The organism is Pseudoalteromonas sp. S3178 (assembly GCF_005886985.1).
Lineage (GTDB): Bacteria > Pseudomonadota > Gammaproteobacteria > Enterobacterales > Alteromonadaceae > Pseudoalteromonas > Pseudoalteromonas carrageenovora.
Map to the genome: position 1 here is coordinate 38,857 of NZ_PNCW01000030.1, position 15,194 is coordinate 54,050.

Annotated in this window: 14 protein-coding genes; 3 read left to right on the forward strand and 11 right to left on the reverse strand. The window is 39.8% G+C overall.

Annotation, left to right across the window (positions count from 1 at the left end; genetic code table 11):
* Positions 1–2: 2 nt before the first annotated feature.
* From CWC11_RS09580 to CWC11_RS09590, 3 genes are read left to right on the forward strand one after another with little or no spacing between them, the layout of a single operon-like run.
* Positions 3–848: an MBL fold metallo-hydrolase gene (locus CWC11_RS09580; RefSeq protein ID WP_171038413.1), complete on the forward strand. Its 846-nt coding sequence runs from the start codon at positions 3–5 to the stop codon at positions 846–848.
* A 59-nt stretch (positions 849–907) separates the two neighbouring features.
* Positions 908–3,076: a CHASE2 domain-containing protein gene (locus tag CWC11_RS09585; protein WP_249330721.1), complete on the forward strand. Its 2,169-nt coding sequence runs from the start codon at positions 908–910 to the stop codon at positions 3,074–3,076.
* Positions 3,048–4,709, forward strand: a complete 1,662-nt coding sequence (locus CWC11_RS09590; protein ID WP_138682515.1) for an HD-GYP domain-containing protein — start codon at positions 3,048–3,050, stop codon at positions 4,707–4,709. Before CWC11_RS09585 ends, CWC11_RS09590 begins: the two co-directional genes overlap by 29 nt.
* Positions 4,710–4,934: 225 nt before the next feature.
* Here the strand turns inward: CWC11_RS09590 and CWC11_RS09595 are convergent, their stop codons facing one another.
* The 11 genes from CWC11_RS09595 to CWC11_RS09645 all read right to left on the reverse strand — a co-directional run bounded on the left by CWC11_RS09595 (position 4,935) and on the right by CWC11_RS09645 (position 15,168).
* Positions 4,935–6,362: an NAD-dependent succinate-semialdehyde dehydrogenase gene (locus CWC11_RS09595; RefSeq protein ID WP_138682516.1), complete on the reverse strand. Its 1,428-nt coding sequence runs from the start codon at positions 6,360–6,362 to the stop codon at positions 4,935–4,937.
* Positions 6,363–6,766: 404 nt separating this feature from the next.
* Positions 6,767–7,105, reverse strand: coding sequence for an ISC system 2Fe-2S type ferredoxin (gene fdx / locus CWC11_RS09600; RefSeq protein ID WP_058547557.1), 339 nt, complete (start codon positions 7,103–7,105; stop codon positions 6,767–6,769).
* 11 nt (positions 7,106–7,116) lie between these two features.
* A complete protein-coding gene (gene hscA, locus CWC11_RS09605; protein ID WP_138682517.1) occupies positions 7,117–8,979 on the reverse strand; it encodes a Fe-S protein assembly chaperone HscA in 1,863 nt (620 codons plus the stop codon).
* Positions 8,980–9,020: 41 nt separating this feature from the next.
* Positions 9,021–9,548, reverse strand: a complete 528-nt coding sequence (gene hscB, locus CWC11_RS09610) for a co-chaperone HscB (RefSeq protein ID WP_058547559.1) — start codon at positions 9,546–9,548, stop codon at positions 9,021–9,023.
* Positions 9,549–9,629: 81 nt separating this feature from the next.
* Entirely contained in the window at positions 9,630–9,953 is a 324-nt protein-coding gene (gene iscA, locus CWC11_RS09615; protein WP_006791976.1) for an iron-sulfur cluster assembly protein IscA, read from the reverse strand.
* Between the two features lie 9 nt (positions 9,954–9,962).
* A complete protein-coding gene (iscU, locus tag CWC11_RS09620) occupies positions 9,963–10,346 on the reverse strand; it encodes a Fe-S cluster assembly scaffold IscU (protein WP_138682518.1) in 384 nt (127 codons plus the stop codon).
* Positions 10,347–10,388: 42 nt separating this feature from the next.
* Positions 10,389–11,606 (reverse strand): IscS subfamily cysteine desulfurase, encoded by a 1,218-nt coding sequence (locus CWC11_RS09625; protein WP_058547561.1) that lies wholly within the window; start codon positions 11,604–11,606, stop codon positions 10,389–10,391.
* A 24-nt stretch (positions 11,607–11,630) separates the two neighbouring features.
* Entirely contained in the window at positions 11,631–12,122 is a 492-nt protein-coding gene (iscR, locus tag CWC11_RS09630) for a Fe-S cluster assembly transcriptional regulator IscR (protein WP_058547562.1), read from the reverse strand.
* Positions 12,123–12,354: 232 nt separating this feature from the next.
* Positions 12,355–13,080 (reverse strand): tRNA (cytosine(32)/uridine(32)-2'-O)-methyltransferase TrmJ, encoded by a 726-nt coding sequence (gene trmJ, locus CWC11_RS09635; protein WP_138682519.1) that lies wholly within the window; start codon positions 13,078–13,080, stop codon positions 12,355–12,357.
* Positions 13,081–13,183: 103 nt separating this feature from the next.
* Complete coding sequence (locus CWC11_RS09640) at positions 13,184–13,939, reverse strand: class I SAM-dependent methyltransferase (protein ID WP_138682520.1); 756 nt, start codon at positions 13,937–13,939, stop codon at positions 13,184–13,186.
* Between the two features lie 50 nt (positions 13,940–13,989).
* Positions 13,990–15,168, reverse strand: coding sequence for a response regulator transcription factor (locus CWC11_RS09645; protein WP_138682521.1), 1,179 nt, complete (start codon positions 15,166–15,168; stop codon positions 13,990–13,992).
* Between the last annotated feature and the right edge of the window lie 26 nt (positions 15,169–15,194).

Here is a 15,194-nt window from a genome sequence, read left to right on the forward strand (position 1 = left end):
ATATGAGAGTTGAATTTTTTGGAGTTAGAGGGTCTATGCCCTCGCCCGGCAGAAAAACACATATTTTTGGTGGAAATACTTCTTGTGTATATATAGAGCAGAGTAATGGACAAAGCTTAGTTTTAGACTCAGGTACCGGTATAGTAGAGCTAGGTGAGCGCTTATTAAAAAATACAAACCCTATAAATATTCTACTAACACACAATCATTGGGATCACATTCAAGGCTTTCCCTTTTTTAAGCCTATATACCAAGCTGATCGTAAAATTACTATTACAGTAGGTGATGTTGACGACACAGCTAGTAAGAATGCAATTTTAAAACAAATGGAAGGTTCTTACTTTCCAGTTAAGCATCAAGATTTGCCTGCAAATATTACGCTGAACACCCAGCGCTCTTCACAAAAAAGCTTCACAGTGAACGACTTTTTTGTAACCACAGCACCACTAAACCATCCTGGCGGTGGCACTGCATATTGCGTAAATGCAAATGGAGTAAAAATAGCTTACGTTACCGACAATGAACTCAACCCACCAGGGCAAGTTAAAACAAGTGTAAATGATTGGGCACAGTTTATAAAAGGTGCTGACTTATTAATACATGATGCCCAGTTTACTAATGATGACATGCCAATAAAGCATGGCTGGGGGCACAGTACAATAAACCAAGTTGCTGAACTTGCAGTAAGAGCTGACGTTAAAAATATAGCTGTAATTAGTCACGATCCCGCGCGTTCTGATACCGAATTATTAGAAATAGAACAGTACTTACAAACTAACTATAAGAGCTTATCAATAGAATGTGCTCGTGAAGGTCGAGTTTTTAAATTTGCCCCAATTAAGGATTAGCACCAATTAATAGCTCTCTTATTCCAAAAATTTATAGACATTTTTTTATTGGCGTAACCATTACGCTTTTAGTTGCTGCTATTGAGCTTTTTTCTACTGGAGCTATTGCTCAATTACTAAATAGAGTCGAAGGCATACTTTACGACTCAAGATTAGTTTTAACTCTCCCTACTACCCCGCAGCAATTTGATGAGACGGTGGTTATTATTGATATAGATGATAAAAGCATGGCAGAGCAAGGTCGCTTTCCTTGGAGCCGCTCAAAAATGGCCGAGCTAGTTAGTAAACTAACTGAAGCAGGCGTTATAGTTATTGCTTTTGATATATTTTTTTCCGAACCTGAAATAAACCCTGTTAGCCAAATAGAGTCTGAGTTCCCTAACTTTATAAATAGCAACAAATTAACAATTAACGAGGTTAAGAAAAAAATTGATGCTGATTCCAAGTTTGCCAATGTACTGTCCAACAACGACACCGTACTCGGCTTTTTGTTAAATAACGAGACTCATCAGCAAATTAACCCACTACCTAGCAGTAGTGTTGATTGGATGCTTGATGATCAAAAAAACTCACAGTTTATCGAGTTCTCAGGCGCCGCTGTTAATATACCAACTTTACAAAACAAAGCCTCTGGCAATGGTTTTATTAATGCACATAGTGAGAATGATGGCTTTATTCGAAAAGCATCCCTTGTGCACAAAGTAGGTAATACACTTTACCCCTCTTTAGCTCTTGAAGCAGCTAGGCTTTATACGCTTGCTGATAAAATAGAGACGCGATCTCATATTTTAAATAACATCACATTATTTGATGGTATTAAGTTTAATGATCAATGGATTCAAACTGATGAATACGGAAAAATACTTATTCCATACAAAGGCCCAGCAGGTAGTTTTACGTATTATTCAGCAACCGATATCCTAAAAAATAAGATTGGAGAAAGTGAGCTGGAGGGCTCAGTTGCTTTTATTGGTACATCTGCCATTGGTTTAGCTGATTTAAGGGCTACGCCTGTAGGGTTACAGTATCCGGGGGTTGAGGTGCATGCCAATATATTTAGAGGGCTAATTCATCCTGAGCTGCTACCTGCACAGCCTAGTTGGTCATCTGGCGCAACGTTATTAATGATCGTAGTTATAGGTGGTCTATTAACTACTTTAAGTTACCAAAAAAGCGCAAGACACATAGTGGTCGTTACATTAGGCATAGCAGTTCTAGTCACCTTGTTTAACTTTTACTTATGGACAATAGAGAAAATTAGTTTGCCACTGTTTATGCCTCTTTTACTGATCACACTTTTATCTGGCTACTATATTTTTGTCGGTTCAATAGCAGAAATGAAACACAGCCGTAAAATAAAGTCTATGTTTGATCAATACGTTCCTCCAGATCATATTAATCAGCTTATTAACCAATCAAGCGATCTTCCTCAGCAAAGTGTTAAAAGAAACATGACTGTATTATTTGCAGATATTCGTGGTTTTACTTCATTATCTGAAAACATGTCTGCTCACCAATTAAGTGAATACTTAAATGAATATCTATCGGCGACGACCGAAATTATTTTTAAACACAGTGGCACAATAGATAAGTATGTTGGCGATATGATAATGGCTTTTTGGAATGCCCCCCTACAAGACGATGACCATGCAAAGCATGGCGTAGAAGCGGCTATGGCAATGCTAAAAGGCTTAAGCTCAATTAACCAAGCATTTTTAGAAAAAAATCTACCCGCCATAAGCATTGGCATTGGTTTAAATACCGCAGATATGAATGTTGGAGATATGGGATCTAAATACCGCAAAGCTTATACTGTATTAGGTGATGCTGTAAATTTAGGTTCACGAGTAGAAAGCTTGACCAAGTTTTATGAGGTAGCTATTCTGGTTACTAAAGAAACAATGAGAGCGTGCCCACATATTTCCTTTAGATTAATTGATAAAGTGCAAGTTGTAGGAAAAACCACAGCTACAGAGTTATTTGAGCCTATCGACTTTACAGATAGTTTAAATACCACCCAACTAGCCGAGCTAAGTAAGTCTGAAGTGGCTATGACACATTATTATAATAAAAATTGGCAGCAATCACTTTCACTACTTATTGAGCTTGAGAGCACATCTGTATTTAGTTCTCATATTTACACCGTTTTTATTAAGAGAATTAACGAAACCAATTTGAAAACATTATCAAAGGACTGGAATGGCGCCTTCAGACATCAAACAAAGTAATATAAATATGCCACAACACATAAAAGATAAAACAAACCTGCGCCACCTAGTTGATATAAGTATTAGGTTAACGACAGAGAAAGATTCAAGTAAATTACTTAACGAAATTTTACAGGTACTGATGTCTGTTGCTAACGCTGATGCTGGCAGCATTTACTCTATAACTGGCAATAAACAGCTTAAGTTTGAAACGGTAATTAACAAAACACTAGGCTTGCACCTAAGAGGTGATGAAGATAGTCCTATCGATTTTCCTAATATAGACCTTTTTATAGACGGTAAAGAAAACGAAACTGCAATCGTAGCGCATGCTGTCAACTCAGGTAAATATATAAATATTCCTGATGTTTATGCTGCGCTTCCTTTTGATATGAGCGCAGCGCGTAATATGGACTCGCTAACAGGCTATCGCACTAAGTCTATGTTAACGATCCCTTTAAAAGATCATGTTGATGACATTATCGGTGTTATACAGCTTATAAATGTTAAAGGTGAAAACGACGAAATTATTCCCTTTAGCGAAGAGCTCGTCACACTCACGCGATCATTCGCATCATTAGGTGCAATTTCATTAACTAACTCTACGCTCATTAAAGGCATGGAAGAGTTATTCACCACCTTTGCAGAAACAATTGCAATGGCAATTGATGAAAAATCACCACACACTGGCGGCCATTGTAAAAGGGTACCAGCGCTCACTTTAATGCTTGCCGATGCTGTACACGATAGCAATAAAGGGCCTTTGGCATCATTTACTATGTCCGAAGCCGATAGGCATGAGCTAAATGTAGCCGGTTGGCTTCATGACTGTGGAAAAATCGCCACGCCCGATCACATTATGGAAAAATCGACTAAGCTCGAAACCATTTTCGATCGCATAAAATATATAGATGCAAAGTTTGAAGTTGTTAAGCGAGATTTAAACATCTCTTACCAGCAAGAAATTATCTCTGCGCTTAAGCAAAATAAACCTATTGAAGTAAAACAGCTAGAGCGTCTACTTGATACAGAACTCAAACAGCTATCTTTAGATAGAGCGCTATTAAAGCGTATTAATGTAGGTGGTGAATTTTTAGGTGAAAATGAACTTAACGAAATTCAAAAAATTGCTAATAAGTACACATTAGAAATTAATGGTAAAACAATGCCATTACTTAATGATGATGAGGTAGAAAATCTTTCTATACGCAGAGGCACTCTAACTCAAGCCGAACACGACGTAATGAAGCGCCACATGGACGTTACTAAAAATATTTTAGACGCCCTACCGTTCCCTAAACATTTGAGTAATGTTTCAGAGTACGCACTTGGACATCACGAAAAGCTAGATGGAACAGGTTATCCTCGAGGCCTTACTAAAGATCAAATGTCGGTTCCCGCTAGGCTTATGGCAATAACTGACATTTTTGAAGCACTATCAGCCGTAGATAGACCTTATAAAAAAGCAAAGCCGGTAAGCGAATGCTTAAATATACTGGGGATAATGGTTAAAAATAACCACCTTGATGCCGATATTTTTGCAGTTTTTATAGAATCAGAAGTATATAAAAAATATATAATCGAATTTGCTAATCCAGAGCAACTAGATGAAGTAGATCTTAATAGCCTGCCTGGTTACAGTCCAATTGTTTAAAACCAAAAAAATGCCACCTTGCGGTGGCATTTACACACGGGGTTATTTCTACTTATAGAAATACTTTCATTTTTTATTACAATTTTAATGTTATTTTTTAACAAAAAATATGGTCATAAAGGTAGCACTAAGCGCTTTATGTAGCAACCGTAAAAAAGAAAGTTCATCGTTCTGACATATTTATGAAATAAACCTAAACGTAATTAAATTACGTTTTTAAAAACACTATATTTTTATACATACGTATTTTTCTTCAAGGTATTCATTTAGCCCCTGATGCCCACCTTCGCGACCAAGTCCTGATTGCTTAACGCCGCCAAACGGTGCTACAGGGTTTGATATAACCCCTTCATTAACACCGACCATGCCAAACTCAAGCCCTTCGCTTACACGATAAATTTGCTTAATGTTTTGGCTATAAAAATACGCTGCTAACCCGTAAGGCACGTCATTAGCTAATGCGAGCACTTCACTCTCTTCATCAAAAGGAATAACCGTTAATACCGGGCCAAATACTTCCTCATGATAAATATCCATTTCGGTGGTTACGTTAGTAACAATAAGTGGATTTTGAAAACTACCGCCCAAATCATTATTATCGCCAATTAAATCGGCTCCTTTATCAAGGGCGTCTTGAACGAGCTGTTGTACTTTATCTTTGGCTTTTGGGTAAATCAGCGGGCCAATATCAACATCGTCTTCAAAACCATTTGCCACTTTAAGTGCTGCCACTTTAGGTGTAATTTTATTAAGCACTTCGTCCAAAATTCCGCGCTGTATAAAAATACGATTTGCAGCAACACACGCTTGCCCACTGTTTCTAAATTTAGCCGCCATGAGGCCTTCAATTGCGTCATCTATATCGGCATTGTCAAAAATAATAAACGGTGCATTGCCGCCAAGTTCCATAGATGTACGCTTAATTGTACCGGCACATTGCGAAAGTAACTGCTTACCTACCCCTGTTGAGCCTGTAAATGTAAATTTGCGAACAACGTCTGAGTCAGTAAGCATCTTACCTACTGTTTTTGCATCTTGTGATACAAGTACGTTAAAGGCACCTTTTACAAAGCCCGCCTGATCTGCAAGGTATGCTAATGCAATGGCACAAAGAGGTGTATGTTCAGAAGGCTTTAATATAAAGCTACAGCCTGCAGCATAAGCAGGGGCCACTTTACGAGTCACCATAGCAACAGGGAAGTTCCATGGCGTAATGCCTGCTACAACACCTACAGGCTGTTTAAAGCTGGTTAAACGGTGGTTATTGTCGGTAGGTGGGATCACATCACCGTAACTACGCTTTGCTTCTTCAGCAAACCATTTAATAAACCCTACACCGTAGTCTATTTCACCAAGAGACTCTTTAAGTGGTTTACCTTGCTCTTGTGTCATAAGCTCTGCAAGTGTTTGCTTGTGCTTTATAACTAACTCATACCAGCGCATCAGCGTTTTACTCCGCTCGGTAGCATTAGTTGACTTTAACTTTACAAAAGCGCCCTGTGCGGCAGTTATAGCGTTATTTACACCCTGCTCGTCTATATCACTTACTTCTATAATACTTTTTTCGGTAGCAGGATCGTCAACGCTAAAGCGTTGGTTAGTTTTATAAAATTCACCATTAATAAACGAGTCACAAAAAATTAGATTACTCAAAATAAACCTCCAAAATTACGTTTTAAGGTGTTAGCTTTTAATGCGTGGCGTAGAGCCAAGGCTAACTTTTTACGTCTACAAAATAACTTACGAGCTTTGCTCGTCACGCAAGCAAGCTTCGCGTCTACAAAATAACTTACGAGCTTTGCTCGTCACGCCAGCAAGCTGTGCGTCTACAAAATAACTTACGAGCTTTGTTCGTCACGCCAGCAAGCTGTGCGTCTACAAAATAACTTACGAGCTTTGCTCGTCACGTCAGCAAGCTTCGAGCCTACAAAATAACTTACGAGCTTTGCTTTAAAAACGCGACGTAAAGTCGCTGCTACGTGCACACACACCTCTTAAAAACAAAAAAGCCGCTGTATCAAACAGCGGCTTTTAATAGATTAGTCGTTAATTAAAAACTAGTGCTCTTCATTAACGATATTGAGATTGTACTTTGGTATTTCAACCACTAAGTCTTCATCTCTAATAATTGCTTGGCAACCTAGGCGCGATTCAGACTCTAAGCCCCAGGCTTTATCTAGCATGTCGTCTTCTAGTTCATCACTTTCTTCAAGTGAGTCAAAGCCTTCACGTATTACTAAATGACATGTTGTACATGCACACGATTTTTCACACGCGTGTGGAATACTAATGCCATTTTTTAGTGCTGCATCAAGTACGGTTTGGCCAGCAGGTGCTTCAATTGCTGCACCGTCAGGACACAACTCCGGATGTGGAAGAAAAATAACTTGTGGCATTCTAATCTCTCTTAAATGTTGTCTACTGACTGCCCTGTAAGGGCCTTTTTAATTGATGCGTCCATTCTGCGTGATGCAAATTCGCTGCTCGCATTATCAACTTTTTCAATCGCTGCTTTAATATCACTTGGCTGCTGTGCATTTTCGCGTACTTTAGCAAGCTCTGCAATCTCAGCTTTTAGATTAGCTAATTGCACTTCATCTAATAAGTTTGCATCTACAGCGAGCGATGCTTCTAGTGCTTCAATAACTCGCAGTGCTTCTACTTGTTGCTCTTTAAGCATACGCGCTTGCATGTCGTCTTTAGCATTACTCATCGACTCTTTTAGCATATTTGCTACTTGGTCGTCAGATAAACCAAATGAAGGCTTAACTTGAATATCGGCTTGAACACCTGTTGATTTTTCCATTGCCGAAACACTTAATAAGCCATCAGCATCTACTTTAAAGGTAACCCGAATATGCGCAGCGCCGGCTGCCATTGGTGGTATGCCTTTTAAGCTAAATTTAGCAAGCGAGCGACAGTCATCAACGAGTTCACGCTCACCTTGCAGTACATGTAAAGACATGGCTGTTTGGCCATCTTTAAACGTAGTAAACTCTTGAGCACGCGCTACCGGTATTGTGGTATTTCGCGGAATGATTTTCTCAACTAAGCCGCCCATAGTTTCAAGACCAAGCGACAAAGGTAATACATCAAGTAGTAGCATGTCAGAATCTGGCTTGTTACCAATTAGTACGTCTGCTTGAAGTGCAGCACCAAGAGCAACAACCCGATCCGGATCAATTGAAGTAAGAGGCTCTTTATCAAAAAAACTTTGTACTTGGCTGCGTACAAGTGGCATACGTGTAGAGCCGCCAACCATAATAACTTGCAGTACTTCTTCGTTTTCGATGCCTGCATCTTTTACTGCACGACGACATGAACGAAGCGTTTTTTTCACAAGAGGTATTGCTAGTTCATCAAACTTTTCACGCGTTACTTCTACTGTGTATTTTTGCTCATCAAACTCAAGTACTACATTTACTTTTGCATACTGGCTAAGCGCTTCTTTACAGGCCTTTGCTTTATTAATAAATAAACGCAATACCGAAGGAGATAACACCGATACACCTGTTTGCTGCTTAAAGTAGTCAACGAGTAGTGAATCAAAATCGTCACCACCCAGGCTTGAGTCGCCACCAGTGGCCATAACTTCAAATACACCTTGGTGTAAACGAAGTATCGATATATCAAATGTACCGCCACCTAAATCGTAAACAGCAATAATACCTTCTTGGCCAGAATCTAAGCCATAAGCTACTGCTGCAGCTGTAGGTTCGTTTAATAAACGTAATACGTTGATACCGGCAAGTTCTGCAGCATCTTTAGTACTTTGGCGCTGAGCATCATCAAAGTACGCTGGAACTGTAATAACAGCACCTAAAATTTCTTGGTCACCAAAGCTTTTTTCAGCGCGGGCTTTTAATGCCCCTAAAATATGGCTAGATGCTTTAACTGGGCTGATTTTTCCAGCCTCTGTTTGAATCGCTAAAGTGCCATTGTCTTCGCAAAAGTCATAAGGTAACTGACCATAACTTTGCTCAATTTCAGCTTGGGTTTTACCTAAAAAACGTTTAACTGAAATAAGCGTATTAGAGGGGTCTTGTGTTGCAGCTTGTACTGCATCTGCACCCACTGTAATACCGCCCGCTTGATAACGCACAACCGATGGTAACATCGCTGCGCCTAACTCATCAGTTAATGTACGGGCTTCACCGCTTTGTACTGTAGCCACTAGTGAGTTAGTGGTACCTAAGTCAATACCTACTGCTAGTTTGTGCTCATGTGGTGCCGCGCTCTGCCCCGGCTCAGCAATTTGCAATAATGCCATAATACTCTTTAAACTCGTGTTGCTTGCTGTTTAGCAAGTAATTAATCGTCGAATAAACTGTCTTCAATGCGCTCAAGTTCGTCACGTAATTTATAAACAAACTTTAGTTTACGAATATTATCTGCTGCAAGTTGATACTGCTGCTCATTGTTACTCGCCAGCTGCTCGGCCAATTGTGCGCTGTATTGCTCATTTAACTGTTTTATTTGCTTTTCAAAATTGGCAATCGCGGTATCAGGGTCGCTTGCAGATGAGAGCTCTTCAAGCTCTTCTCGTAACTCCATTTGTTGCATTAAAAACATAGGGTCTTGAAGCGTTTGCTGCTCTGCACGAATATCAACACCTAACTCACTGAGCATGTACTCAGCACGTTTTACTGGGTGCTTTAAAGTTTGTAGCGCATCGTTAATTTCAGCAGCACTTTGTACAGCCATTAACTTATCGCGGGCGCTTGCATTTGCGTGGCGATCAGGATGCACCGTACGTTGTAGCTCTAAGTAGTGCTTATTAATCGTTGCTAAATCTATATTGTAATCAACGGGAACTGCAAATAACTCAAAATAACGCATAACTTCAACCAATATAATTCACAAATAATAAAGCCCTACAATTACTGGCAGGGCTTATAAATACTACAAAGGTAGTTGAGCTTAAACGGTAAAGCTTTCGCCACAACCACACTCGTCGGCTTGATTAGGGTTATTAAATTTAAACCCTTCATTTAAGCCTTCTTTAGTGTAGTCGAGCTCTGTGCCATCAATGTAAACAAGGCTTTTAGCGTCAACAATTAAGGTAACACCTTTAGCTGCAAATGTTTCATCGTCTTCGTTTAGCTCGTCAACAAACTCAAGTACATAAGCAAGACCTGAACAGCCCGTCGTTTTAATGCCAACGCGCAGGCCTAAACCTTTACCGCGGTTTGCTAAAAATGATTGTACGCGGTTTGCTGCCGCATCTGTCAATGTCACTGCCATGAATTTCTCTTAGTTCGCTTGTTTGCTTTTGTAATCTGCAATTGCTGCTTGAATTGCGTCTTCGGCTAAAATTGAGCAGTGAATCTTCACTGGTGGTAATTCTAGCTCAGCACTGATATCAGTGTTTTTAATTGTTGCGGCTTCGTCTAACGTTTTACCTTTAACCCACTCTGTTACAAGTGAAGATGAAGCTATTGCGCTACCACAACCATATGTTTTAAATTTTGCATCTTCAATAACGCCTTCAGACGATACTTTGATTTGCAATTTCATTACGTCACCACATGCTGGTGCGCCAACCATACCCGTTGCCACTGACGGGTCGTTTTTATCAAGAACACCTACGTTACGTGGGTTTTCTACGTGGTCGATTACTTTATCACTATAAGCCATAATTCTATCCTCATTACCTGCTACGGTACGTGCTCACTCGTATTAGTGGTGAGCCCATTCAACTGAATCTAAATCAATACCTTCTTGATGCATTTCCCATAAAGGAGACATTTCACGTAGGCGACCGATAGAGTTTTTCATTAATTCAACGGTGTAATCAATCTCTTCTTCTGTTGTGAAGCGACCAATACTAAAACGAATTGAGCTATGTGCTAATTCGTCGTTACGGCCAAGCGCACGCAGTACGTAAGAAGGCTCTAAACTTGCAGATGTACACGCAGAACCTGACGATACTGCAATATCTTTTACTGCCATAAGTAACGACTCACCTTCAACAAAGTTAAAGCTGATGTTTACAATACCTGGTACTGACTGATCTTGTGCGCCGTTAAAGTATACTTCGTCCATATCAGCCATAATGCCGTCAATTAGACGCTTACGTAATGCACTGATATGTGCGTGATCTTTTTCAAAATCTTGTTTTGCAATTCTAAATGCTGCACCCATACCCACTAATTGGTGAGTTGCTAGTGTTCCAGAGCGCATACCACGTTCATGGCCGCCACCGTGCATTTGAGCTTCAAGGCGAGCACGTGGTTTACGACGAACGTAAAGTGCACCAACACCTTTAGGGCCATATACTTTATGACCAGAGAACGACATAAAATCAACTTTAAGTTGTTGTACATCGATTAATACTTTACCTGCACTTTGCGCTGCATCTACGTGGAACATAATTTTACGTTCACGGCACATTTCGCCAATTGTGTTGATGTCTTGAATTACACCTAGCTCGTTATTTACGTGCATGATACTTACAAGTACTGTGTCTTCGCGCATTGTGTCTTCAAGCTTTTTAAGATCTAATAGGCCGTTTTCTTCAACGTCCATATAAGTAACATCAAAACCTTGGCGTTCTAATTCACGACATGTATCAATTACTGCTTTGTGCTCAGTTTTAGCGGTAATAACGTGCTTACCTTTCTTTTTGTAAAACTGTGCTGCACCTTTAATTGCAAGGTTGTTTGATTCTGTTGCACCCGATGTGAAAACAATTTCACGTGGGTCTGCATTGATTAGATCAGCAATATCTGTACGCGCTTGATCAACCACTTCTTCAGCTTGCCAACCAAAACGGTGCGAACGTGACGCAGGATTACCAAAATTACCGTCCATTGTAAGGCATTGCATCATTTCTTTTGCAACACGCTCATCAACAGGCGTGGTAGCTGCGTAATCTAAATAAATCGGTAACTTCATTTCTCTCTCCGCTGCGGGTCAACCTTAAAGTTGACAGCTTACTTGAATGTTTTCCAACTGCTTAATTGCATTGTTGATACTGTTATCTTGGCGCGATGCGATTTCTTTCACATCTGATTTTTCCACCAATTCAGCAAGGGTAATATTATTCAAAAATTCTTCTATACGCGCACTTAAATCAGACCATAAGTTATGAGTTAAGCAACGCATACCACTCTGACAGCCGGTATCGGCACCTTGACAACGTGTTGCGTCTACCGATTCGTCTACGGCGCTAATTACATCGCCAACCGAAATTGCATTCGCTTCTCGTCCTAGTAAATAACCACCACCAGGTCCACGAACAGAACTTACTAGGCCATTTTTACGTAAACGAGCAAATAATTGTTCAAGGTAAGACAAAGAAATCTCTTGTCTTTGTGAAATATCAGCAAGGGCTACAGGACCTACACTTGCATGTAGTGCAACATCCAGCATAGCTGTAACGGCGTATCTGCCTTTTGATGTTAACTTCATAACGCCCCCTGCACAAAAGAGTGCAAATTTTAATTACCAGAGTAAAATAGTCAAGTATTATAACTTGATAAAAATTTGATTAAAACGTACTTCGCGTTGAGCTAAGTACATTAACAAACTTTTAATACTTGACCTGTTTGGTCAGGTATTACAGCCATTGTAATTACCTGAGTATTTTAGTCAAGTATTAGCTAGCTATTTAACCGTGGTTTTTATAACCAATAGCTATACCTTACTTAGGAATAGACTTATTAATTGATGTAAGAATACCGCGTAAAATATTCATTTCGGCATCTTCAGGACGAGCACGGTTAAACAAACGGCGTAACTTAGTCATCACTAAGCCTGGATGTTGTTTAATAATGAAGCCTGTTTTGAAAAGCGTATCTTCAAGGTGGTCGTAAAATAGCTCTGTTTGTTTTGAACTTGGGTAAACAGCGTCGTCTTCTTCAACCTTTTTAGGCTGTTGATTTAAAAATGCCATGCGTGTTTCGTAGCTCAGTGTTTGCACTGCCATTGCTAAATTAAGCGAGCTGTATTGTGGGTTTGCAGGAATACATACATGGTAATTACAAAGTTGTAGCTCTTCGTTAGTTAAGCCACTATTTTCACGTCCAAATACAAGCGCTACTGGACCATTTACAGCCTCAGCAACTAGTTTTTCACCGCATTCACGAGGCTCAACCATAGGCCAAGATAGCGTACGCGAACGTGCGCTTGTGCCAATTGTTAACGCACAATCAGCAATAGCATCTGCTACTGTATCAACAATAACTGCGTTACCTAAAACATCTGTAGCACCGGCTGCAAGTGCACTTGCATGGCTGTCTACTTCACAGGCAGGATCAACTAAATAAAGTTTTGATAAACCCATGGTTTTCATGGCGCGAGCCGCAGAACCAATATTGCCAGAGTGTGAGGTATTTACTAAAACGATGCGAATATCATCTAAGATCATTGCTGTGCTACTTAACTATGCCAAAAAATTGCGCGAATTCTAACATGAAATCCCTATAAGATCCTAGATCCTTAAGGCCGATCAGCTAACGTAATAGCAGCCTTTAAACCATCGCCGCTTTTACATAAACGTCAAAACGGTTCTTTTTAGTTTTAATTTGCATACTTGGGGTTTTGTTATTTAAAAACGGTGCGTAATCAGGGCGTTTTACTACCACACGTTTACTGGCAAGTGGATAGGCAAAGTCGAGTAAATCATCCGCGTCGGTATCTGCACCAACAAGCTCTTGAAATACACGCATTTCTTTTTTTACTAAGGCTGATTTTTCACGGTGTGGGAACATAGGATCTAAATACACTACATCAGGCATACTCTCGCACTGATCAAGTAATGTATGGCTTGAGCCAAATATAAGACTCATATTTTGTTGCATCCAAGGGCCTATTTCAATATCGTCGTAGGCACGCTTTAAACCATCATATAATAAAGCAGCTACTACCGGGTGACGCTCGTGTAATATTACTTTACAACCTAGTGAGGCAAGTACAAAGCCGTCTCGGCCAAGGCCCGCGGTTGCATCAAGCACAACGGGAGTTGCCCCCTTATTTAGCCCAACCGCTTTAGCTATTGATTGGCCTTTACCACCACCAAATTTACGCCTGTGGGCCACTGCGCCTGTTACAAAGTCTACATTAATGGCGCCTAATTTTGGCTCATCAGTTTTTAAAAGGCTCAACCCTTTATCGTCATAATGTAAGCTAAAGCCGCTACAACTTTGTGCCCATTGGGCTAAGTTAAAACGCGTTTCTAGCTCATTTAAATATGGGCGCAACTCTTTAAAAGCACACTGAATAACCACTTCACACTCCGACGATAAAATACGCCTTCAGTATAACAAGCGTTAACGCCCTAAAATAGCTCTATATCATTATGATGATTAATATTTTGCTGCGCGGCTTCGGCTTTGCTTCGTAAATTTGCAAGCAGCTCGTTACGGCTCTCTGTAATCTGTTTTAGCTGATACTTAATGAATGCCAAGTCACTATTTGCTGATGCAAATAATTGCATTGTTTCGTCAAGTTGAGAAATATAAAGGGTTAAGTCGGCATGATTAGCCTGCTCTTTTTGTTGTTTTACAGCACAGTCAAGTTCATGTAGCTGCTCTATAAACACTTTAGTTGTAAAGTTTTGCGCTATATTTTGACTATTGAGCTGTTTAACAATGTCTTGCAGTGCAGTGCTTATTTGAGCTGCCTGCTCATAGCTACTTTCGCTTCTTTCCATAGTAACGACCTTTTCGTTTGTAACCTCTAAAATATGCGGAAATAAATCTTTAAATCGTCCGTATAACGCGCTGTTTTCTATTGGCATATTTTTTATAAGTAAAGAGGCTTTTGGGTAATTAATTATTGTACTGCTGCCAATATCTACAAATCGCTTTGAGTGTCGGTGCTGCTCGAGTAATTCCTGCTCAAGCGGGCATACACCACTTTGTTGACTGTAAAAAATACCTTTGCTTTTGTACCAAAAAACAACCACCGCATCTAAATTTAATGGTGTAAAAAATGCTAAAAAATACTCACTTAATGTTTGAAAATTATTAGCATGATAGCTTTGCCCAACGTAACGCATTATGCGTCCCATATCACCAGATTCAGCCATCGCCATTTCGGCCGTTTTGTTTGCTTTTTCAATATCGAGCTTTAGTCTTGCACATTGCTGCCGGTATTCGTAAAGCACTTTTATACGCGCTATCAATTCTTCTGCATTAAAGGGTTTAGTGATGTAATCGGATGCACCCACATTGTAACCTTTAACGCGGTCACTTAGCTCAACTTTTGAAGAAAGAAACATGACGGGAATATCTCTAGTATTCTCATTTTGCTTGAGGGTTTTACACACATCGTAGCCAGAAAGGCCCGGCATTTCTATATCGAGTAATATAATGTCAGGGTTGTACTTATTAGTTAGCCGTAATCCTTCATCGCCATCTTTAGCATGAATTATTTTACAAAACCCCGCTAAAGATTCTTCAATTATATGATGAACATACTTATCATCATCAATTGCTAGTACCAACTTTGCCATGCCTTAGTCCATTTTAAAGGGTGTGT

Bases quoted from the DNA above. Each gene is read 5' to 3' on its own strand.
- hscA (WP_138682517.1), bottom strand. From the start codon at position 8,979: ATGGCATTATTGCAAATTGCTGAGCCGGGGCAGAGCGCGGCACCACAT.
- iscA (WP_006791976.1), bottom strand. From the start codon at position 9,953: ATGGCAGTGACATTGACAGATGCGGCAGCAAACCGCGTACAATCATTT.
- iscR (WP_058547562.1), bottom strand. From the start codon at position 12,122: ATGAAGTTAACATCAAAAGGCAGATACGCCGTTACAGCTATGCTGGAT.
- fdx (WP_058547557.1), bottom strand. From the start codon at position 7,105: ATGCCACAAGTTATTTTTCTTCCACATCCGGAGTTGTGTCCTGACGGT.
- trmJ (WP_138682519.1), bottom strand. From the start codon at position 13,080: ATGATCTTAGATGATATTCGCATCGTTTTAGTAAATACCTCACACTCT.
- CWC11_RS09590 (WP_138682515.1), top strand. From the start codon at position 3,048: ATGGCGCCTTCAGACATCAAACAAAGTAATATAAATATGCCACAACAC.
- CWC11_RS09625 (WP_058547561.1), bottom strand. From the start codon at position 11,606: ATGAAGTTACCGATTTATTTAGATTACGCAGCTACCACGCCTGTTGAT.
- CWC11_RS09580 (WP_171038413.1), top strand. From the start codon at position 3: ATGAGAGTTGAATTTTTTGGAGTTAGAGGGTCTATGCCCTCGCCCGGC.
- iscU (WP_138682518.1), bottom strand. From the start codon at position 10,346: ATGGCTTATAGTGATAAAGTAATCGACCACGTAGAAAACCCACGTAAC.
- hscB (WP_058547559.1), bottom strand. From the start codon at position 9,548: ATGCGTTATTTTGAGTTATTTGCAGTTCCCGTTGATTACAATATAGAT.
- CWC11_RS09645 (WP_138682521.1), bottom strand. From the start codon at position 15,168: ATGGCAAAGTTGGTACTAGCAATTGATGATGATAAGTATGTTCATCAT.